The sequence below is a fragment of the Rhodococcus sp. IEGM 1305 genome (genome assembly GCF_030058635.1).
GTDB classification, from domain to species: domain Bacteria; phylum Actinomycetota; class Actinomycetes; order Mycobacteriales; family Mycobacteriaceae; genus Rhodococcus_F; species Rhodococcus_F opacus_D.
On the sequence record NZ_JASHKX010000041.1, the window covers coordinates 25,492 to 45,167 of the forward strand.

A 19,676-nucleotide genomic window follows, 5' to 3' on the forward strand; every position below is an offset into this window, starting at 1 on the left:
GTTACTTTTCCTTATTTCGATCCCGAGAGTCCAACGAGGAACGGGTTCGACCCACGTTCGGCGCCGACGGTGCTCGACCCGCCGTGCCCGGGGAGGACCGCCGTGTCGTCGGCGAGGATCAGAAGCTTGTCGGCGATGGACTGCAACAGCTGTTCGTGGTTGCCGCCGGGCAGGTCGCTGCGGCCGATCGACCCCTGGAACAGGGTGTCACCGGTGAGGGCGATCTCGACGGGACCGTTCTCGGTGGCGACCCGGGTCCGGAAGACCACGGACCCCTGTGTGTGCCCCGGGGTGTGGTCGACGACGAACGACATCCCGGCCTGCTCGATCACGTCGCCGTCGGCCAGTGCGATCACCTCGCCGGGCTCGACGAACGTCATGCCCTCGATGAACGGCTTCATCGTCGGGCCGATGCCGCGGCCCGGGTCCGACAGCATGTACCGGTCCTCGGGATGGATGTACGCGGGGATCCCGAACTTCTCGCAGACGTCGTAGGCGTTCCAGACGTGGTCGAGGTGACCGTGGGTCAGGAGCACCGCGGTCGGCGTGAGATTCGACTGGTCCAGGAACTCGAACAACGGTTCGGCGGCATCCTGTCCTGGGTCGACGACGACGCATTCCTGGGCATCGTCCTGCGCGAGGATGTAGCAGTTGGTCTGAAACATCCCGGCCGGGAATCCTGTGACGAGCACCTGTGAGGCTCCTGTTCGAGTGGACATTGCAGTCGCTACAGCCTAAGCCGCCGCCCCGCCAGGATGTTCTCAGGTTCGGATGGCAGACTCTGGAGGTCGTGTGCCGGGGGTAGTTCGCACCGACCAACTGCTATATCGATCGACCGACTGCCAGACAGACCGATACGGGAGGACCACCGCAGTGCCGAGCAACGAGCAGCGCCGGGAAGCAGCCAAACGAAAGCTCGAGCGTCAGCTCGAACGCCGCGCCGACAGAGCACGCAAGCGTAAGCAGCTGACGATCGCCGGTTCGGTGCTCGGTGTCGTGCTCGTGGTGGCGGCGGGCGCCGTCGTCTTCGCCCTCACCAGCGGCGACGACGACGCGACGGAAGCGTCGGCGGCCGAGTCGGTGTCGGCGTCGCCGCAGTCGCCCGGCGTGATGCCGGCGGGGCGGTCCGAACCGCTGCCCGAGAAGGTGTCGTGCACGTACACCCCCGGAACTCAGCCGCCCGCGAAGCAGGTGAACCCGCCGCGCACTGACGACATCGACACCACCCTCCAGGAAGTCAGCGTCAGCATGCAGACGACGCAGGGCAACATCGGCCTGATCCTGGACAACGCCGACTCCCCGTGCACCGTCAACAACTTCCTGAGCCTGGCGAGCCAGAACTACTTCGACAACACCCCGTGCCACCGGCTCGTCACGTCCGAAGGACTGAAGGTCCTGCAGTGCGGTGATCCCACGGGCGCAGGCACCGGCGGTCCCGGTTACGGGTTCGCCAACGAATTCCCCACCGACCAGTACGAGGCGTCGGATCCGTCCCTGCAGGTGCCGGTGACGTACCCGCGCGGCACCATCGCGATGGCCAACAGCGGTCAGCCCGACAGCAACGGCAGCCAGTTCTTCCTCGTCTACGCCGACTCGCAGCTTCCCCCGCAGTACACCGCGTTCGGGAAGGTCGACGAGACGGGTCTCGCGACCATCGAGAAGGTCGCGGCGGCCGGCGACGACGGATCGATGCAGGCCGGCGGCGGCAAGCCCAACCTGCCCATCGACATCACGTCCGTCCGGATGGACTGAGTCTCGTGTGAGGATGGACCGATGAAACGCACCTCGATCCTCGTCGCAGGCGTGGGCCTCGCGGTCCTCCTCGCCGGCTGTTCGGATTCGTCCGACTCGGGCGGCACGTCGACCGGCACCTCGTCGAAGGCGGCCCCCACGAGCGCGGCGGAACAGTCGCTCGATCTGTCCAAGTTCGGCACGTTGCCACCGGTCCCGGCGCCCGCCGCGGCCACCGTGGACTGCACGTATCCGGCCGGGCAGCCCGCCGCCAAGGACGTCACCCCGCCTCCCACGTCCGGTGTCTCCACCGAAGGCACCGTCCCGGTCGACCTCCAGACCAGCGCCGGACCGATCGGCCTGGTCCTCGACCGCGCCGAGGCCCCGTGCACGGTCAACAGCTTCACGAGCCTGGCCCAGCAGGGCTATTTCGACGACACACCCTGCCACCGGCTGACGACGGAGCTGGGACTGCAGGTCCTGCAGTGCGGCGACCCCAGCGGGAAGGGCACCGGCGGACCGGGCTACGGCTTCACTACCGAGTACCCGGAGACGGCGTTCGCGCCGAACGATCCGGCACTCGCGAATCCGGTGGTCTACCCGCGCGGCACCGTCGCGATGGCGAACAGCGGGACGCCCGGCAGCAACGGCAGCCAGTTCTTCCTCGTCTACGCCGACTCGGTGCTCCCGCCCAATTACACCGTGTTCGGTTCGATCTCCGAGGAGGGCCTCGCGACCGTCGAGAAGATTGCGGCGGACGGCGACGACGGATCCATGTCCGCAGGCGGCGGCAAGCCCAACACCCCGGTTCAGATCGAGACCGCGACGGTCGGCTGACCTCACTCCCGCGGCTATACGAACGGGACGGTCGTTCGAACAGATCGAACGACCGTCCCGTTCGTCGGTGCTACGCGGCGGACGTCACCCGGTACACGTCGTACACGCCCTCGACGTTGCGGACCACGTTCAGCACGTGCCCGAGGTGCTTCGGGTCGCCCATCTCGAACGTGAACTTGCTGATCGCCACCCGGTCACCGGACGTCGTCACGGACGCCGACAGGATGTTGACCTTCTCGTCCGCGAGCGCCTTCGTCACGTCCGACAGCAGCCGGTGCCGATCGAGCGCCTCGATCTGGATGGCCACCAGGAACACCGACGACGGCGACGGCGCCCACTTGACCTCGATGATGCGCTCGGACTGCTCCTGCAGGGAGCCCGCGTTGGTGCAGTCGGTGCGGTGCACGCTGACCGCGCCGCCCCGGGTCACGAAGCCCATGATCTCGTCGCCGGGAACGGGTGTGCAGCATTTGGCCAGCTTGGCGACCGTGCCCTCCGCGCCGGGAACGAGCACACCTGCGTCGCCGGTGCTCCTCGGCCGCATCGGCATCGTGGACGGAGTCGACCGCTCGGCCAGCTCCTCCTCGACGTCGCCGACGCCGCCCAGATGTGCCACCAGACGCTGGACGACGTGCTGCGCCGACACGTGGCTCTCGCCGACGGCCGTGTACAGCATCGACACGTCGGTGTAGTGCAGTTCGTGCGCGATGGACGCCATCGATTCGGCGTTCATCAGGCGCTGCAGCGGCAGGCCGACCCGGCGCACCTCCTTCGCGATGGCGTCCTTGCCCGTCTCGAGCGCCTCTTCACGGCGTTCCTTGGCGAACCATTGCCGGATCTTCGTCTTGGCGCGCGGGGAGACGACGAACGTCTGCCAGTCGCGGCTCGGGCCGGCGTTGACGGCCTTGGAGGTGAAGACCTCCACCACCTCGCCGTTCTCGAGCTTGCGTTCGAGCGCCACCAGCCTGCCGTTGACCCGGGCGCCGATACATCGGTGCCCGACCTCCGTGTGCACGGCGTACGCGAAGTCGACGGGTGTCGACCCGGCGGGCAGCGTCACCACGTCGCCCTTGGGGGTGAAGACGAAGATCTCCTTGACCGCGAGGTCGTAGCGGAGCGACTCGAGGAACTCCCCCGGGTCGGCGGCCTCACGCTGCCAGTCGAGGAGCTGACGCATCCACGCCATGTCGTCGACCTCGGCGACGTCACCGGAGTGCCTGCCCTTGGTCTCCTTGTACCGCCAGTGCGCGGCGATACCGAACTCGGCGGTCCGGTGCATGTCGTGGGTGCGGATCTGCACCTCGAGGGGTTTGCCCTCCGGTCCGACCACGGTGGTGTGCAGCGACTGGTACACGCCGTAACGCGGCTGCGCGATGTAGTCCTTGAACCGGCCCGCCATCGGCTGCCACAGCGAGTGGACGACGCCGACGGCCGCGTAACAGTCCCGGACCTCGTCGCACAAAATCCGCACGCCGACCAGGTCGTGGATGTCGTCGAAGTCGCGGCCCTTGACGATCATCTTCTGGTAGATCGACCAGTAGTGCTTGGGTCTGCCCTCGACGACGGCGTTGATGCGGGACGCCGTCAGGGTCGCGTTGATCTCGGCACGCACCTTCGCGAGGTAGGTGTCGCGGGACGGCGCCCGGTCGGCGACGAGCCTCACGATCTCGTCGTACTTCTTGGGATGCAGGATCGCGAAGGACAGGTCCTCGAGTTCCCACTTCACGGTCGCCATGCCCAGCCGGTGGGCCAGGGGCGCGATCACCTCGAGGGTTTCGCGGGCCTTGCGGGCCTGCTTCTCGGGCGGCAGGAACCGCATGGTCCGCATGTTGTGGAGCCGGTCGGCCACCTTGATCACCAGTACGCGGGGGTCCCGGGCCATCGCGATGATCATCTTGCGGATGGTCTCGCCCTCTGCGGCGTTGCCGAGCACCACCTTGTCGAGTTTGGTGACGCCGTCGACGAGGTGGGCTACCTCTTCGCCGAACTCGTCGGTCAACTGCTCGAGGGAATACCCGGTGTCTTCGACGGTGTCGTGGAGCAGGGCCGCCACGAGCGTGGTCGTGTCCATTCCCAGTTCCGCGAGGATGCTGGCGACGGCGAGCGGATGCGTGATGTACGGGTCGCCCGACTTGCGGCGCTGGCTGGCGTGCCGCTCCTCCGCGACGTCGTAGGCGCGCTGCAGAAGCGCCAGGTCCGCCTTGGGATACAGCTCGCGATGCAGGCTGACGAGGGGTTCGAGAACTGGCCGGATGGTCGTGTTCCGCTGACCCGTGATGCGCCGGGCGAGTCGCGCTCGTACCCGGCGCGATGCGGACGCCGGAACGGCGAATCCCTGTGCTCCACGGTTGTTACCGGAAGCCGGGTTCGCTGCAGGTGACTCGGCATCGGATTGCGCAGACGAGGTTGATCCCGTGTTCTGCGACCGATCAAGATTCGAAGTCATGCCGTCACCTCCTACCACTGAAATGGCTCGGGCCGTGCGGCCCTGGTTGGTCTCGGGCATGCGCCCCGGTGGCCGTGACGACCACCAGGCACAACTTTAGTACTCAGACCGTGACGAGGGACGTGAGCGGGTACTTTCCGAGCCGCTCTCGGCCGCCCAGCGCGGCGATCTCCAGGACCACGGCGACACCGATCACCCGGGCACCTGCGGATTCCACCAGTCGCGCCGTGGCGTCGAGGGTTCCACCGGTGGCCAGGACGTCGTCGACGACGAGCACGGAGCGCCCGTCCAGACCGATCGAGTCGGCCGGAATCTCCAGCGTGGCCGTTCCGTACTCGAGGGTGTACGACTGCGACAGCACCGGCGGCGGCAATTTGCCCGACTTCCGCACGGCCACCACACCGGAGCCCAGTTCCCGGGCGACGCCGCCACCGAGGAGGAACCCTCGTGCGTCGACGGCGGCAATCACATCCGCCTCCGGGGCGCAGGCGGCGAGCGCGTCGACGACGACACGGAAACCGTCCGCGTCGGAGAAGACCGGCGTCAGGTCGGCGAACCGCACCCCGGGTTGCGGAAAGTCGTCGGCCCATCGGGTGAGCCGGGTGACGGCGTCACGGGCCGGAGAATGGTCGATCACCTGCGCAGAACCCACCTGTCCATGTTCCAGCCGGCGCCCGATCGCGTCGGATTGACTGCTCCCGCCTGCAAACCTGTTGCGAACGCGACGGTCCGCGGCTGATCGAACAGCGGCACCGTGGGCACGTCCGACCACAGGATGTTCTCGGCCTCGGTCGACAGCGACAGCTGGGTGGCGGTGGAGCTGTCGACCGCGAGTTGGTCGACGATCTGGTCGACGCGGCCGTTGCTGTAGTCCCCGAAGTTCGATCGGATTCCGCTGCGGAGGGCGTACATCGCGGTGGTGGCCGCCGCGGTGCCCGCGGCGCCGGGAGCGGAGGCCGTGCCCGCGAGGACCACGTCCACCTGCCCGTCGCGCAGCATGGTCGGGGTGAACTCGGGCGACGCGACGTCCTGCACGGTGATACCGGCCGGGGCACACGCCGCCGCCACGGCCGCCACGATCTCGGCGCGGCGCGGGTTCGGTCCCAGATATCCGACGCGGACGGTCGCGGACGTGTTGCCGGTGTCGGCCAGTGCGTCCGTCGCCGCTGCCGTGTCCGCCGTCTCGTATCGGCCGCCGACGGCACCGGCCACCGACTGGTGAACGAGGCTGTCAGGGGCGGTGACCCGGGTGTCGACCGGGGCACCGGACGCCGCAGCTGCCTCGTCCGACTCCGCGGTGATCCCGAACTTCGACGCCAGCTCCTCCCGGGGCAGGCACGCTGCGAACGCCCGCCGTCCGGCTGCGTTCTCGAACAGGCCCGAGGTGGACAGGACGAACTGCTCGACGCTGCGCGACGGCACCTCCGTCACGTCGAACCCGCCGAGGTCCAGATCGGGCGCCGATCCCGCGGCGACGTCGACCACCTCGACCGAACCGTCACCGATCCGCGCGCTCACGTCGGAAGACTTGGGCCACACCACGATCCGCGAGGTGGCGGGACGATTCCCCCACCACCGGTCGTTGGCCACCAGCACGAGGCCCTCGTCCTCGGAGAACGATTCGACCTTGTAGGGGCCGGACGCGGGGAACTTGGCGAGGTCGAGGTCGCCGGGCGCCATCGTCCATCCGTTGTTCCAGAAGTCCGCGACGCGCGTCAATGCATCCGCGTCCGAATTCTGCACGGCGGCCACGACGTCGGGCACGCCGGCAGCGCTGGCGACCACGTGCGCCGGCATCATCGACGTCGCGCCGAACAGCGACTTCCAGTCGGTGACATTGCGTCCCGCCTTGAACGTGACGACGGCATCCTTCGCGCCGGTCTGGCAGTCGATCCGGTCGATGTCCGAGTAGCCGGCCGTACTCGCCGCATCGAACATCGGGAAACGGCCACTGTTCGCCGCCCACGTCAGCACCAGATCGTCGCAGGACATCGGCACACCGTCGGAGTAGACGGAGTTGGGATTGAGCTTGTACTGGATCGTCAGGGCGTCCCCGGGCATCGCGTTGGCGGTGCCGATGTCCGTGTCGGCCACCGGTCCGCCTTCCGGTCCGGTGTAGTTGAACCCGGGCAGCACCCGCGCGAACGCCTGACGCGCCCCCGACACCGCACCCGCGACGCTGTTGGCGTTGTAGGTGGTGACGGTGTTGTCGATGGCGTACCCGATCGACGGGATCTGCTCACCTTCCTCGGAACATCCGGCGAGCGAGCCGGCGAGGAGCACGGTCGCGAGGAGGCCGGCACCCGACACGGCCGCCGTACGGCCGTGTCGGGTGTGCGCACCGCGCCGGGTGCTGTGCGATGCGGGCATGTCAGTGCCTCTTCTTGTTGCGCTTCCCGGTGGGACGTGAGCCCGGTGTGGGTGCGGTCGCCGCCGACCGGCGGCGCGGGACGGCGGTGTCCGCCGTGGACGCGGCGACCTCGGCGGCCGGGGTACCGGCCTTCTGCGCACCGCCCTGTGCCAGGGTCGCGCGGCGAGCGAGGACCTTGCGCGTGTGCGCGGCGACCGGACCCCACCGCTCCTTCAGCGTGACCAGCAGGGGCGTCGCGAAGAAGATCGACGAGTAGGCGCCGACGATGATGCCCACGAGCTGCACCAGCGCCAGGTCCTTCAGCGTTCCGACACCGAGCATCCAGACCGCGACCACCATCAGCGCGAGCACCGGCAACACGCTGATCAGGGTGGTGTTGATGGACCGCATCAGCGTCTGGTTGATCGCCAGGTTCGCCTGCTCTGCGTAGGTGCGACGGGTCAGGTGCAGAATCCCGCGCGTGTTCTCCTCGACCTTGTCGAACACCACCACCGAGTCGTAGAGCGAGAAACCGAGAATCGTCAGCAGGCCGATGACGGTCGCCGGGGTCACCTCGAAGCCGACCAGCGAATACACGCCGGCGGTGACCGCGATGTCGAAGAACAGCGCGACGATCGCGGCGATGGCCATGTCCCGCTCGAACCGGACGGCGATGTACACGCTCACGATCACCAGGAACACAAGCAGCGCGATCAGCGCCTTCTGGGTGATCTGCCCGCCCCACGTCTCGCTGACGTCGGCGACGCTGATCACGTTCTTGCTGACGTTGCCGTCACTGTCCTTCGGCTGGAACTCGTTGTACAACGCGTCCTGAAGCGTCACCACCTGCGCCGCGTCGAGTGCCTCGGAGCGGATCTGCACGGTCGCGCTCGACCCCGAGCCCACCGTCTGCACCGAGACGGGGTCCATGCCGAGCGCCTCGGAGTAGACCTCCTCCACCTGTGCGGTCTCCACCCCGTCGCCGGCGGGGAACTGGATCCGCGATCCACCCTCGAAGTCGATACCGAGCGTGAACCCGCGGACGAGGATGCTCAGCAACGAGATCAGCACGATCGTGCCGGTCAGGATGTAGTAGAAGCGGCGACGCCCGACGACCTCGAAGGCGCCGGTTCCGGTGTACAGCCGCGACAGCAGGCTGTGCTGGGGCATCGACGACTGGTTGACGCCCGAATCGGACAGCGAAGACTCGGGGTCCGTCTGCGACGCAGACTGGGACGTGGTCGATTCGCTCATACTCGTGACTCCTTCGCCGACGCTGCGGCAGCCTTGCGTTCCTTGGCGATCTGCTGCACGGCACCCAGCCCGTTGACGCCGGGCTTCGACCAGAACGGCGACTTCGAGGCCAGGTGGACCAGCGGCCACGTCACCAGGAACACCACGACGACATCGAGGATGGTGGTCAGGCCGAGGGTGAACGCGAAGCCGCGGACCTGCCCGACCGCGAGGATGTACAGCACCGCGGCGGCGATGAAGCTGACCGCGTTACCGGACAGGATGGTCCGGCGCGCACGGGCCCAGCCGCGCGGAACCGCGGACCGGAAACTGCGTCCCTCCCGCATCTCGTCCTTGATTCTCTCGAAGAACACCACGAACGAGTCGGCGGTCATACCGATACCGATGATCAGACCGGCGATGCCCGCGAGGTCGAGGGTGAAATTGATGTACCGGCCGAGCAGCACCATGATCGCGTAGACCATCACACCGGACAGCACCAGCGACAGCGCCGTCAGCACGCCGAGCATGCGGTAGTAGAGCAGGCAGTAGAGCAGCACCAGGACCAGACCCACCAGTCCGGCGATGAGACCGGCCTCCAGCGAGGCGAGACCCAGCGTCGCCGACACGGTCTCCGCCTCCGACGCCGCGAACGACAGCGGCAGCGAGCCGTACTTCAGGGTGTTCGCGAGTTCCTTCGCGCTTTCCGCGGTGAACGAGCCGGTGATCGACGTCGAGCTGCCTGCGGGTGTCGCGCCCTGGACGACCGGTGCGCTCACCACCTTGGAGTCGAGCGTGAACGCGGCCTGCTTGCCGATGTTCTGCGACGTGAACGTGGCCCAGGTGTTGCTGCCCTCGGACTTGAACGTCAGGCTCACCTCGTGCCGCGACTGCTGGGAGTTGTAGCCGGACGTCGCGTCGGCGATCTCCTGTCCGTCGATGATCGCCGGTTCGAGCAGGTACACGGCCTGACCGTCGGTGGAGCACGCGACGAGCGGCAGGGCCGGGTCGTCGTTGCCGCGCAGTGGGTCGGGCACGCTGCAGTCGAGTGTCGCCATGGCCTGCTGCTGCACGGCCGGGTCGGTGCTCTGACGGGTGGCCCGCGCTGCCGCGATCTCGTCGGCCGCCTCGGCGGTCTCGGTGCCGGACCCGTCGGCCGGCGCCGGAGTCGGCTCGGGAGAGGTGGACGGATCCTGAGCCGGGAACGGCCGGTTCTGGGGTGCGGGAGTCTCGGTTCCGGCGGGAGTCTGGGCGGGCGTCTCACCGGCGGCGGGTGCCTGTGTGCCGGCAGGAGCCGCGGCCTGGGACGTCTGGACGGGACGAACGTACAAGCGCGCCGTCTGGCCGAGCGAACGCGCCTGTGCGCTGTCGTCGCCGGGGACGGTGATGACGAGGTTGTCGCCGTCGATGACCACCTCGGAGCCGGACACGCCGAGTCCGTTCACACGGGTCTCGATGATCTCCTGGGCCTGCCGCAGGCTGTCCGGCGTCGGCTTGCTGCCGTCCGGGGTGCGTGCGGTGAGGGTGACTCGGGTCCCACCTTGCAGGTCGATGCCCAGCTTGGGTGTCGCGGACTTGTCGCCGGTGAAGAACACCAGGGCATACAGAACCGCCACGAGCACCGCGAAAACGGTGAGGTAGCGGACGGGATGCACCGATCCTGTGGAAGGTGCCACGATCTCTATGTCTCCTCAGTACGTGCAGTTCGGGTAGGAACGTTCACAGCGCACCGAGCCGGCAGACGCAGGGCTGTGCCCCGGTTGCCGCGCCCGGGGCGCCTGCGACGCGACGGCTGCGGAAATACGCCGCGGAAGCGTCGATCAATCCTTGTTCAGCCGCGGCGTGCTGTCGCCGCCGTTCTCACGATCCTCGCGCACGATGTCGGTGGCGGGGGCCTCGGCGTCGATCGACTCGTGGTCGAGGGAACCGTCACCCTGCAGCGGGGCGTCGACGATCTGCTCGCGGACGACGAGACGCGACCACGTGGTGACCACGCCGGGAGCGATCTCGAGGTCGATCGTCTCGTCGCCGAGTGCGACGACGGTGCCGTGCAGACCGGCAGTCGTGAGGACGCGGTCGCCGACCGAGATCGAGTCCTGCAGAGCGGTCACCTTGGCCGCCTCTTTCTTCTGTCGGCGGATCCCCAGGAACATGGGGACGAGCAGCGCCAGAATCAGGAGCGGGAAGAGAAAATCCATCTGAAAGTCAACCTCGAGGTATGTCGCACGGTCCGAAGCACTGGTCCCGGTTGGACCGATGCAATACACCAGTGTGCCATCACCGGCCCGGACACCGGTTCGCTCGGCACGAGGCGGGCGTTTCTCCGGGGGTCGATCAGGGGTCTTGCGGATCGAACAGGGAGGCCTGCGGTTCGTTGACGCGGACCTCGATTCCGCCGGTCACAGCGTCCGGCGGCGGGGTCAGGCCCAGTTGCGTCCACGCGGCGGCCGTGGCGACACGGCCGCGGGGTGTCCGGGCGATCATTCCGGCACGGACGAGGAAGGGCTCACACACCTCCTCGACGGTGGCGGGTTCCTCACCCACCGCGACGGCCAGGGTGGACACTCCGACCGGGCCGCCGCCGAAGCTGCGCACGAGGGCGCTGAGGACGGACCGGTCGAGGCGGTCGAGTCCCAGCTGGTCGACGTCGTAGACGGCGAGAGCGGCGTGGGCGATGTCGCGGGTGACGACGCCGTCAGCCCGGACCTCGGCGTAATCGCGGACACGGCGCAGGAGTCGGTTCGCGATGCGGGGCGTGCCCCGGGACCTGCTCGCGATCTCGGCGCCGGCCTCCTCACCGAGTTGCACGCCGAGAATGCCCGCCGACCGCATGAGGATCTGCTGCAGTTCCGCGGGTTCGTAGAAGTCCATGTGGGCGGTGAACCCGAACCGGTCGCGCAGCGGCCCGGTGAGCGCCCCCGAGCGAGTGGTGGCCCCTACCAGGGTGAACGGTGCGACCTCCAGGGGAATGGACGTGGCGCCGGGACCCTTGCCGACCACGACGTCGACCCGGAAGTCCTCCATCGCGAGATAGAGCATCTCTTCGGCCGGCCGGGCGATGCGGTGGATCTCGTCGATGAACAGCACGTCGCCCTCGACGAGGTTGCTCAGCATGGCGGCCAGGTCGCCGGCCCGTTCCAGCGCCGGACCCGACGTCAGCCTCAGCGAGGAGCCCAGTTCGCCGGCGATGATCATCGCCATGCTGGTCTTCCCCAGCCCGGGCGGGCCCGAGAGGAGGATGTGGTCGGGGGTGCCGCCGCGCATCTTCGCGCCGGTCAGGACGAGCTGCAACTGCTCCCGGACCCGCGGTTGCCCGATGAAGTCGTGGAGGTTCTTCGGGCGCAGGCTGGCCTCGATGTCGCCGTCGCCGGCGACGAGATCGGCCGAGACCGGGGACTCCTCGTCGTAGTCGCCCCCGGGTTCGGGATTCATCTGGTCTTCCCGAGCAGGGAGAGGGCGGAGCGCAGCGCCGTCGAGGTGGTCGACTCGGGTGCCTCGGCGAGGACGGAGTCGGTGGCCTGCTCGGCCTGCTTGGCCGGGAATCCGAGCCCGACAAGGGCTTCGACGATCTGGTCGCGGACCGATCCGCCGCCGCCCGCACCGATCGGCACCGCCCCGGACGTGGACGCGACGGCGTCGACCTTGTCGCGCAGTTCGACGACCATCCGCTCCGCCCCGCGTTTGCCGATGCCCGGCACCCGCGTGAGTGCCGTGACGTTGCCCTCGGCCAGGGCCGCCCGCAGCGCGTCGGGTTCGAGGACGGCGAGGGTGGCCATCGCCAGCCGGGGGCCGACTCCCGACACCGTCTGGAGCAGCCCGAACAACTCCTTGGACTCCGAGTCGGGGAACCCGTACAGCGTCATCGAGTCCTCGCGGACGATCATCGCCGTGACCAGCCGGGCCTCGGATCCCCGTTGCAGTCCGCCGAGGGTGGCCGGCGTCGCGTTCACGCGGTAGCCCACTCCGGCGGATTCGATCACCGCATGGTCGAGGGCGATCTCGAGCACCTCGCCGCGGACGGACGCGATCATCGTGTACCTGCCTTCTTCACTTCGGCCAGTCGGGCCTGGTAGCGACGTTTTTGTTCGGCGGCCGCGGCTTCGGCGCGGGCCATGCGTTCGATCATCGGCGCCCGCCAGCAATGGCAGATCGCCAGTGCCAGCGCGTCCGCCGCGTCGGCCGGTTTGGGTGCGGCCGCAAGTTTGAGGATGCGCGTCACCATTGCCGTCACCTGAGCTTTGTCTGCCGAGCCACTCCCGGTGACGGCGGCCTTGACCTCACTGGGGGTATGGAAACACACGGGGATGCCGCGGCGCGCGGCGGCGAGGGCGACGACGCCACCCGCCTGCGCGGTGCCCATCGCGGTGCGCACGTTGTGCTGGGAGAACACCCGCTCGATCGCCACGACCTCGGGCCTGTGCAGATCGATCCACGATTCGGCCGCTTCGGAGATCCGCAGCAGCCTGGACGACAACTCGAGGTCTGCCGGGGTCCGGACCACGTCGACGGCGATCGGGGTGACGGTGCGGCCGCTACCGCCGTCCACCACTCCGAATCCGCACCGGGTCAGACCGGGATCCACACCCAGCACACGCACGCAAAGCCACCTCTCCCACGCCGAACAGCTGTTCGATAGCTTAGCCGTGGGGTCGGACGAGTCGGCGCATCAACACGCAGGACGAGCCGGGGCGGGCGAGCACCGCTCCCCCGCCCCGTGCCGTGCGTCGTGCGATCAGTCGTCGAGCTCCGCCAGTACCTCGTCGGACAGGTCGACGTTGGTGTAGACGTTCTGCACGTCGTCGGACTCCTCGAGCGCGTCGACGAGCTTGAACACCTTGCGGGCTCCGTCGGCGTCGACCGGAACCTCGACGGACGCACGGAAGTCGGCCTCGGCGGAGTCGTAGTCGATTCCCGCCTCCTGCAGTGCGCTGCGGACGGCGACGAGGTCGGTGGGCTCGCTCACGATCTCGAAGGTGTCGCCGAGGTCGGTGACCTCTTCGGCACCCGCATCGAGGACCGCCATCAGCACGTCGTCCTCGCTCTGGTCACCCTTCTCGAGGGTGACGACACCCTTGCGCGTGAACAGGTAGGACACGGAACCCGGGTCGGCCATGTTGCCGCCGTTGCGGGTCATCGCGGTGCGCACCTCGCCGGCCGCACGGTTGCGGTTGTCGGTCAGGCACTCGATGAGGACGGCGACACCGTTGGGTCCGTAACCCTCGTACATGATGGTCTGCCAGTCGGCGCCGCCCGCTTCTTCACCGGCGCCGCGCTTGCGGGCGCGCTCGATGTTGTCGTTGGGGACCGACGTCTTCTTGGCCTTCTGGATGGCGTCGTACAGGGTGGGGTTTCCCGCAGGATCGCCACCGCCGGTACGGGCCGCCACCTCGATGTTCTTGATCAGCTTCGCGAAGGCTTTGCCACGCTTGGCATCGATCACAGCCTTCTTGTGCTTGGTGGTGGCCCATTTGGAGTGGCCGCTCATGCGATTCAAGCCCCTTTCCTGCTGCCTTTGGCACGCCGAATGCGCGGTTTCAGCTTTGACGATGTTACCCGCAGCCCGGCCGCCCCTGCGCGTTCCCGGGGTAACAACTCGCATAAGTCGCCATTGTTTGCATAGAATGCAAACATGTTGATGCGGGTCGACCACAGCTCCACCACCCCACTGGGTGAACAGATCGCGGCCAACGTGCGCGGCGCGTTCCTGCGCGGCGAGATCGGCGCGGGCGATCGGCTCCCCTCCGCCCGGGCGCTGGCCGAATCCATCGACGTCAACCTCCACACCGTGCTGCGCGCGTACGCCGCGCTGCGCGACGAGGGCCTGATCGACCTCCGCCGGGGCCGGGGCGCGGTCGTCCGCGCCGACACGGACCCGGTACACACCGGATTGACCGAAGCCGCAAAGGCTTTCGTGTCCGAGGCACGACGCCTCGGACTCGACACCGAACAGATGCTCGACGTGATCAAGGAGACCACCAGACAATGACGACCTCCCGAACGCGCCTCCTCGCCGCGACCTCCGCTGTGCCCCTCCTCGCGCTCGTGATCGCGAGACTCGCCTGGAGCGGGCAACTGCCGCCGGTGGTGGCCAGCCACTGGTCCGGCACCGAACCCGACCGATTCAGCGACACGACCACCTACTTCTGGATCGCTCTGGCCGTCTGCGCGGCCGCCGCCGTGATCGCGGGCGTCGTGGCGGCGCGGGTCCGCACCGACGCCGCGCTCTGGCTTCCCGCCACCGTTCTCGTCGGGTGGACGGTGGCCACGGCGTGGATCGTCAGCGTCGCCGCCACGATCGAGGCGGGCTCGCCGGAAGCGGCGACGCTGGGCTGGTGGATCGTCGTTCCCCTCTTGGGAATCGTGTGGGCAATCGCCACGTTCGCCCTGCTCCCCCGGACGCCGCACTCCCCGGAGAACGGTGCGGCGCCGACGCTGCCCGTCCCCCTGGCGCCCGGCGAGCGCGCATCGTGGACCGGTTGTGCCCGCGGGCGGTGGGCGGGCGTGCTCGCTCTCGCCATGACCCTGGCCGCCGTCGTCTCCGCGCTGGTGGGAGCGCTCTGGCTGGCCGTCCTCTTCGTCGTCCTGGCGGTCGCCGGCGGCGGCTTCGCCTCCGTGACCGTGCAGATCGACCGCACAGGACTGACCCTGTCGTCGTGGAACATCCGCTGGCGGAAGATCCCGCTCGACTCCATCGACGAGGCTCGGGTCACCGAGATCCGGCCCACGGAATGGGGCGGCTGGGGCTACCGCTTCACGCCGCGCGGGACCGCGGTCGTGATCCGCGCCGGCGAGGGCATCGTGCTGAACCGCACCGGCGGCCGCCCGTTCGCGGTCACCGTGGACGGCGCCGCACAGGGTGCGGCGCTCCTCAACACACTCGCCGCGCCCCGTCCGGCGAGCTAGACCCCGCGGACGATGTCGACGAACAGCTCGTGCACCCGCCGGTCGCCCGTCACCTCCGGGTGGAACGACGTCGCCACCACGGCGCCCTGCCGGACGGCCACGATCCGTCCGGCGGCCGCGCCACCCGACTCGGGCACGCGGGCAAGGACCTGGACGTCGTCGCCGACGCGCTCCACCCACGGAGCCCGGATGAACACGGCCCGCATCGGGTCGCCGACGATGCCCTCGAATTCGAGGTCGGACTCGAAGGAGTCGACCTGACGACCGAAGGCGTTGCGGCGCACCGTCATGTCGATCGCACCGAGGTGCTGCGCGTCAGGTCTCGTGTCGAGGATCTCGCTCGCGAGGAGGATCATCCCGGCGCAGGACCCGTAGGCGGGCAACCCGTCGCGCAGGCGCGCCTTCAGGGGTTCGAGCAGTTCGAAGATCTGCAGCAGCTTGCTCATCGTCGTCGACTCGCCGCCCGGGATGACGAGGCCGTCGATCTTCTCGAGCTCCTCCGGGCGGCGGATGCCGACGGCGTCCGCACCCGAATCGTTCAGTGCGGCGAGGTGTTCACGGACGTCGCCCTGCAGGGCGAGTACTCCGACGAGGGGACGGGTCATGCCATGTTTCCTGTCTCGATGTCGCGCTTGTCCTGATCGCGCTGGATACGGGTCAACCCCTCCTGGACGACGGCGGCGACCATGGTGCCGTTCCGGTCGAACATGCGGCCCTGGGTGAGGGCGCGGCCGAAGCCGGCGGAGGGTGAGGTCTGGTCGTAGAGCAGCCACTCGTCGGCGCGGAACGGGCGCATGAACCACATGGCGTGATCGAGCGACGCCGTCTGCGTGACCACTCCGGGGTGCGGGACCTTCGACGCACCGAGGAGCGTCATGTCACTGAGGTAGGCGAGGGTGCAGATGTGGAAGACCTGATCGTCCGGCAGCTTGCTGCGGTACCGCATCCACACCCGTTGCTGCGCGGCGATTCCGGGAGTCTTCCCGGTGGAGCCAGCCGGAACGATACGGACGTCCCATTCCTTCCACTCCCGGTAGAGATCGGTGGCGGCGAACTCGTCGAGGGTCTGTGCGTCGACCAGTTCCTCGGGCGCGGGGACGGACGGCATCGTGTCCTGATGCTCGATGCCGTCGTCCTCGGTGTGGAACGACGCCGACATGGTGAAGATCGCCTTGCCGTCCTGGATTCCGGTGACGCGCCTCGTGCAGAAGGATCTGCCGTCCCGGATCCGGTCGACCAGGTAGACGGTGGGTTTCGCCGGATTTCCGGGGCGCAGGAAGTACCCGTGCAGGGAGTGGACTTTGAATGCCTCGTCGACGGTACGGACCGCGGACACCAGTGACTGACCCGCGACCTGCCCGCCGAACGTCCTCTTCAGAACAGACGGATGAACCGCGCCGCGGAAGATGTCCTTCTCCAGCGCTTCGAGTTCGAGAACGTCCTCGATGCTCGCCATGAGCCCTCCTTCTGTGCCTGGTCAAGGTTATCCGCCCGGTTCGGGCTCGAGGCACCATGGGTGCCATGACGATGTTCACACCGACGAGCCCTGACGGTCTCGTCGCCCTCGTCTCCGAAGACTGCCTCGCCGTTCACGGCACCGCCGTCGTCGCGATCGACGCTCCCGACGGCGCGCACCCCCTGCCCCTCGCGGACGCGGTGTGCGCGTCGCTGCGGGAGCGGGGCCGCCCGTGTGACGTCGTGTCGCTCCACGACTACGTCCGGCCCGCCTCCCTGCGGTTCGAGCACGGGCGCGACGACGAACTCAGCTACCGCACCCTCTGGTTCGACTACGACGCCCTGAACCGGGAGGTGGTGCGGTCGGTCCGCACCGACCGCCGGTGGTTGCCGCGCCTGTGGGACGAGGCCGAGGATCGCTCCGCCCGCTGCGCCCGCGTTCCCGCGGCCGACGGTCAGGTGCTTCTCGTCGCGGGCCCGATGCTGCTGGGCCGGGATCTCGACTTCGACGTCACCGTGCAACTCCATCTGGGCGAAGGCGCCCTGATGCGCCGAACCCCGGCCGATCAACAATGGACCGTCCCCGCACTGCTGCGCCGTGCTGCCGACGTCACGGACGAACCCGACCTGCTGGTGCGGTACGACCATCCGCCGAGGCCCGCAGTCCGGGCGGGCCGCTGAGGCCGCTCACGTCGTGCGCAGGAACCGGGTCAGCCCTTCCTGCACGACGGCCGCGACCAGGTTGCCCTTCCGGTCGAAGATCCGGCCCTGCGCGAGCGCCCGTCCGAATCCGGCGGACGGTGACGTCTGGTCGTACAGCAGCCACTCGTCGGCCCGGAACGGGCGCAGGAACCACAGCGCGTGATCGAGTGAGGCACCGTTGATCTCGATACCGGGGTGCGGGGTCATGGCGGAACCGATCAGCGTCATGTCGCTCATGTAGGCCAGTGCGCAGACGTGGAAGACCGGGTCGTCGGGCAGCGTCTTGCGGGACCGGAACCACGCCTGCTGCTGAGCGGCCGCACCGCGCCGACGGTCGACCTCGCCGTGGCCGACCATCCGGATGTCCCAGTCGGACCACTCCTGGGCGAGCCAGGCGATCTCCGGGTCGTCGGAGTCACTGGCGAACGGCAGCGTATCGGGCGGCGGGACCACGGGCATCTCGTCCTGGTGCTCGATGCCCTCGTCCTCGACCTGGAACGACGCCGACATCGTGAAGATCGCCTGACCGTCCTGGACGGCACTGACCCGCCGGGTGACGAACGACCGACCGTCCCGGATGCGGTCCACCAGGTACACGATCGGCATCGTGGGGTTTCCGGGACGCAGGAAGTAGCCGTGCAGCGAATGCACCATGAAACGGGGGTCTACGGTGCGGACCGCCGCCACCAGCGCCTGACCGGCCACCTGCCCACCGAACGTCCGGGGAAGCATGGTTTCGGTCGCTATGCCTCGGAAGATGTTCTCCTCGAGGCGTTCCACTTCCAGGATCTCTTCGATCGTCGCCATCCACGGCCCCTTCCGATGCTCGTCCGCTGACACTCTCACACGGGTCCCGGGCACCGGGCACCGCACCGCACGAGGCCCGGGTCGGGGCCTCGTGCGGTGCGAACGGAAGTAGTGCGGCGCCGGGAGCGCCGCGATCGATCACCGATCGATCGCGGAGATCACCAGCCGCGTTCGGCGAGCCGGTGCGGGACGGGGATGTCGTCGACGTTGATCCCGACCATCGCCTCACCCAGCCCACGGGAGACCTTCGCCAGCACGTCCGGGTCGTCGAAGAACGTGGTCGCCTTCACGATCGCCGCGGCCCGCTCCGCCGGATTACCCGACTTGAAGATCCCCGACCCGACGAACACACCCTCCGCACCGAGCTGCATCATCATCGCCGCATCCGCCGGGGTGGCGATGCCACCGGCGGTGAACATCGTCACCGGCAACTTCCCGGCCTTGGCGACCTCGACGACCAGATCGTACGGGGCCTGCAACTCCTTCGCCGCCACATACAGCTCGTCCTCGCTCAGCGAGGTCAACCGGCGGATCTCCCCACCGATCGTCCGCATGTGCGTGGTCGCGTTCGACACGTCACCGGTACCGGCCTCACCCTTGGACCGGATCATCGCCGCACCCTCGGTGATCCGCCGCAGCGCCTCACCGAGATTGGTGGCACCACACACGAACGGGACGGTGAACTGCCACTTGTCGATGTGATTGGCGTAGTCGGCCGGGGTCAGCACCTCCGACTCGTCGACATAGTCGACCCCCAGGGACTGCAGGATCTGCGCCTCCACGAAGTGCCCGATCCGGGCCTTGGCCATCACCGGGATCGACACCGCGGAGATGATGCCGTCGATCATGTCCGGATCACTCATCCGGGACACCCCACCCTGCGCCCGGATGTCCGCGGGCACCCGCTCGAGCGCCATCACCGCGACCGCACCGGCATCCTCGGCGATCTTCGCCTGATCGGGGGTGACGACGTCCATGATGACCCCGCCCTTCAACATCTCGGCCATGCCACGCTTGACGCGTGCCGTACCGGTGGTGGGGGTGGTGTCGGGGGTGCTCACAGCGAACTCCTGGGTTGTGGCGTGGATTGACTTCGATAGCGGCATGCGTGAGCGACGACGTTCACGCTGCAGTACCCGATTCTAGGACGAGGGGCGGTCCACTTCCGTAGCCAGTCCGCGATTGCTGGCTTTCTCCGGACGCCCGGGGCGG

Annotated in this window: 20 protein-coding genes; 5 read left to right on the top strand and 15 right to left on the bottom strand. The window is 68.4% G+C overall.

Annotation, left to right across the window (positions count from 1 at the left end; all coding sequences use genetic code 11):
- Window positions 1-11: 11 nt before the first annotated feature.
- Entirely contained in the window at window positions 12-692 is a 681-nt protein-coding gene (locus QM693_RS32095; RefSeq protein WP_283354354.1) for an MBL fold metallo-hydrolase, read from the bottom strand.
- Between the two features lie 181 nt (window positions 693-873).
- Here QM693_RS32095 and QM693_RS32100 point away from each other — a divergent pair, with 181 nt between their 5' ends.
- Together QM693_RS32100 and QM693_RS32105 are read left to right on the top strand one after the other, a co-directional pair.
- Window positions 874-1,752: a peptidylprolyl isomerase gene (locus QM693_RS32100; RefSeq protein ID WP_164060309.1), complete on the top strand. Its 879-nt coding sequence runs from the start codon at window positions 874-876 to the stop codon at window positions 1,750-1,752.
- Between the two features lie 21 nt (window positions 1,753-1,773).
- Complete coding sequence (locus tag QM693_RS32105; protein ID WP_283354355.1) at window positions 1,774-2,568, top strand: peptidylprolyl isomerase; 795 nt, start codon at window positions 1,774-1,776, stop codon at window positions 2,566-2,568.
- 70 nt (window positions 2,569-2,638) lie between these two features.
- Here the strand turns inward: QM693_RS32105 and QM693_RS32110 are convergent, their stop codons facing one another.
- The 10 genes from QM693_RS32110 to QM693_RS32155 form a co-directional block, all read right to left on the bottom strand.
- Entirely contained in the window at window positions 2,639-5,014 is a 2,376-nt protein-coding gene (locus QM693_RS32110; protein WP_280783821.1) for a RelA/SpoT family protein, read from the bottom strand.
- A 103-nt stretch (window positions 5,015-5,117) separates the two neighbouring features.
- Window positions 5,118-5,651, bottom strand: a complete 534-nt coding sequence (locus QM693_RS32115) for an adenine phosphoribosyltransferase (protein WP_283354368.1) — start codon at window positions 5,649-5,651, stop codon at window positions 5,118-5,120.
- Window positions 5,648-7,384, bottom strand: a complete 1,737-nt coding sequence (locus QM693_RS32120; RefSeq protein WP_283354356.1) for an ABC transporter substrate-binding protein — start codon at window positions 7,382-7,384, stop codon at window positions 5,648-5,650. The genes QM693_RS32115 and QM693_RS32120 overlap by 4 nt, the downstream gene beginning before the upstream one ends.
- Before the next feature lies 1 nt (window position 7,385).
- On the bottom strand, window positions 7,386-8,618 hold the full coding sequence (secF, locus tag QM693_RS32125; protein WP_283354357.1) for a protein translocase subunit SecF: 1,233 nt from the start codon (window positions 8,616-8,618) through the stop codon (window positions 7,386-7,388).
- Window positions 8,615-10,273 carry a protein translocase subunit SecD gene (gene secD / locus QM693_RS32130; protein WP_283354358.1) on the bottom strand — a complete coding sequence of 553 codons (1,659 nt, stop codon included), beginning with the start codon at window positions 10,271-10,273 and terminating at the stop codon, window positions 8,615-8,617. The genes secF and secD overlap by 4 nt, the downstream gene beginning before the upstream one ends.
- A 144-nt stretch (window positions 10,274-10,417) precedes the next feature.
- Complete coding sequence (gene yajC / locus QM693_RS32135) at window positions 10,418-10,795, bottom strand: preprotein translocase subunit YajC (RefSeq protein ID WP_061045219.1); 378 nt, start codon at window positions 10,793-10,795, stop codon at window positions 10,418-10,420.
- 136 nt (window positions 10,796-10,931) lie between these two features.
- Window positions 10,932-12,029, bottom strand: a complete 1,098-nt coding sequence (gene ruvB, locus QM693_RS32140; RefSeq protein ID WP_280783825.1) for a Holliday junction branch migration DNA helicase RuvB — start codon at window positions 12,027-12,029, stop codon at window positions 10,932-10,934.
- Window positions 12,026-12,628 carry a Holliday junction branch migration protein RuvA gene (gene ruvA, locus QM693_RS32145; RefSeq protein ID WP_280783826.1) on the bottom strand — a complete coding sequence of 201 codons (603 nt, stop codon included), beginning with the start codon at window positions 12,626-12,628 and terminating at the stop codon, window positions 12,026-12,028. The genes ruvB and ruvA overlap by 4 nt, the downstream gene beginning before the upstream one ends.
- Window positions 12,625-13,194 carry a crossover junction endodeoxyribonuclease RuvC gene (gene ruvC / locus QM693_RS32150; RefSeq protein ID WP_037239920.1) on the bottom strand — a complete coding sequence of 190 codons (570 nt, stop codon included), beginning with the start codon at window positions 13,192-13,194 and terminating at the stop codon, window positions 12,625-12,627. Before ruvC ends, ruvA begins: the two co-directional genes overlap by 4 nt.
- Window positions 13,195-13,329: 135 nt before the next feature.
- Window positions 13,330-14,082 carry a YebC/PmpR family DNA-binding transcriptional regulator gene (locus QM693_RS32155; RefSeq protein WP_011598635.1) on the bottom strand — a complete coding sequence of 251 codons (753 nt, stop codon included), beginning with the start codon at window positions 14,080-14,082 and terminating at the stop codon, window positions 13,330-13,332.
- Window positions 14,083-14,226: 144 nt separating this feature from the next.
- Between QM693_RS32155 and QM693_RS32160 the strand changes: the two genes are divergently transcribed.
- A complete protein-coding gene (locus QM693_RS32160) occupies window positions 14,227-14,583 on the top strand; it encodes a GntR family transcriptional regulator (protein ID WP_280783827.1) in 357 nt (118 codons plus the stop codon).
- Window positions 14,580-15,500 (top strand): hypothetical protein, encoded by a 921-nt coding sequence (locus QM693_RS32165; protein WP_283354359.1) that lies wholly within the window; start codon window positions 14,580-14,582, stop codon window positions 15,498-15,500. The genes QM693_RS32160 and QM693_RS32165 overlap by 4 nt, the downstream gene beginning before the upstream one ends.
- On the opposite strand, the gene pdxT is transcribed toward QM693_RS32165, so the two are convergent.
- Both pdxT and tesB read right to left on the bottom strand, forming a co-directional pair.
- Window positions 15,497-16,105, bottom strand: a complete 609-nt coding sequence (pdxT, locus tag QM693_RS32170) for a pyridoxal 5'-phosphate synthase glutaminase subunit PdxT (RefSeq protein WP_009480131.1) — start codon at window positions 16,103-16,105, stop codon at window positions 15,497-15,499. The two genes, QM693_RS32165 and pdxT, sit on opposite strands and share 4 nt — an antisense overlap.
- Entirely contained in the window at window positions 16,102-16,956 is an 855-nt protein-coding gene (tesB, locus tag QM693_RS32175) for an acyl-CoA thioesterase II (protein WP_283354360.1), read from the bottom strand. Before tesB ends, pdxT begins: the two co-directional genes overlap by 4 nt.
- A 56-nt stretch (window positions 16,957-17,012) precedes the next feature.
- Between tesB and QM693_RS32180 the strand changes: the two genes are divergently transcribed.
- A complete protein-coding gene (locus tag QM693_RS32180; protein WP_283354361.1) occupies window positions 17,013-17,636 on the top strand; it encodes a nucleoside/nucleotide kinase family protein in 624 nt (207 codons plus the stop codon).
- Window positions 17,637-17,642: 6 nt separating this feature from the next.
- Here QM693_RS32180 and QM693_RS32185 read toward each other — a convergent pair whose 3' ends face one another.
- Together QM693_RS32185 and pdxS are read right to left on the bottom strand one after the other, a co-directional pair.
- The gene (locus tag QM693_RS32185; RefSeq protein WP_283354362.1) at window positions 17,643-18,464 is read right to left on the bottom strand and encodes an acyl-CoA thioesterase; all 822 of its coding nucleotides are present in this window, start codon (window positions 18,462-18,464) and stop codon (window positions 17,643-17,645) included.
- Window positions 18,465-18,622: 158 nt separating this feature from the next.
- On the bottom strand, window positions 18,623-19,525 hold the full coding sequence (pdxS, locus tag QM693_RS32190; RefSeq protein ID WP_011598631.1) for a pyridoxal 5'-phosphate synthase lyase subunit PdxS: 903 nt from the start codon (window positions 19,523-19,525) through the stop codon (window positions 18,623-18,625).
- Window positions 19,526-19,676: the final 151 nt, after the last annotated feature.

Excerpts from the sequence above, each read along its gene's own strand:
- QM693_RS32105 (WP_283354355.1), top strand. The coding sequence starts at position 1,774 with ATGAAACGCACCTCGATCCTCGTCGCAGGCGTGGGCCTCGCGGTCCTC.
- QM693_RS32110 (WP_280783821.1), bottom strand. The coding sequence starts at position 5,014 with ATGACTTCGAATCTTGATCGGTCGCAGAACACGGGATCAACCTCGTCT.
- QM693_RS32120 (WP_283354356.1), bottom strand. The coding sequence starts at position 7,384 with ATGCCCGCATCGCACAGCACCCGGCGCGGTGCGCACACCCGACACGGC.
- secF (WP_283354357.1), bottom strand. The coding sequence starts at position 8,618 with ATGAGCGAATCGACCACGTCCCAGTCTGCGTCGCAGACGGACCCCGAG.
- yajC (WP_061045219.1), bottom strand. The coding sequence starts at position 10,795 with ATGGATTTTCTCTTCCCGCTCCTGATTCTGGCGCTGCTCGTCCCCATG.
- ruvB (WP_280783825.1), bottom strand. The coding sequence starts at position 12,029 with ATGAATCCCGAACCCGGGGGCGACTACGACGAGGAGTCCCCGGTCTCG.
- ruvA (WP_280783826.1), bottom strand. The coding sequence starts at position 12,628 with ATGATCGCGTCCGTCCGCGGCGAGGTGCTCGAGATCGCCCTCGACCAT.
- QM693_RS32155 (WP_011598635.1), bottom strand. The coding sequence starts at position 14,082 with ATGAGCGGCCACTCCAAATGGGCCACCACCAAGCACAAGAAGGCTGTG.
- QM693_RS32160 (WP_280783827.1), top strand. The coding sequence starts at position 14,227 with ATGTTGATGCGGGTCGACCACAGCTCCACCACCCCACTGGGTGAACAG.
- QM693_RS32165 (WP_283354359.1), top strand. The coding sequence starts at position 14,580 with ATGACGACCTCCCGAACGCGCCTCCTCGCCGCGACCTCCGCTGTGCCC.
- pdxT (WP_009480131.1), bottom strand. The coding sequence starts at position 16,105 with ATGACCCGTCCCCTCGTCGGAGTACTCGCCCTGCAGGGCGACGTCCGT.
- tesB (WP_283354360.1), bottom strand. The coding sequence starts at position 16,956 with ATGGCGAGCATCGAGGACGTTCTCGAACTCGAAGCGCTGGAGAAGGAC.
- QM693_RS32180 (WP_283354361.1), top strand. The coding sequence starts at position 17,013 with ATGGGTGCCATGACGATGTTCACACCGACGAGCCCTGACGGTCTCGTC.
- QM693_RS32185 (WP_283354362.1), bottom strand. The coding sequence starts at position 18,464 with ATGGCGACGATCGAAGAGATCCTGGAAGTGGAACGCCTCGAGGAGAAC.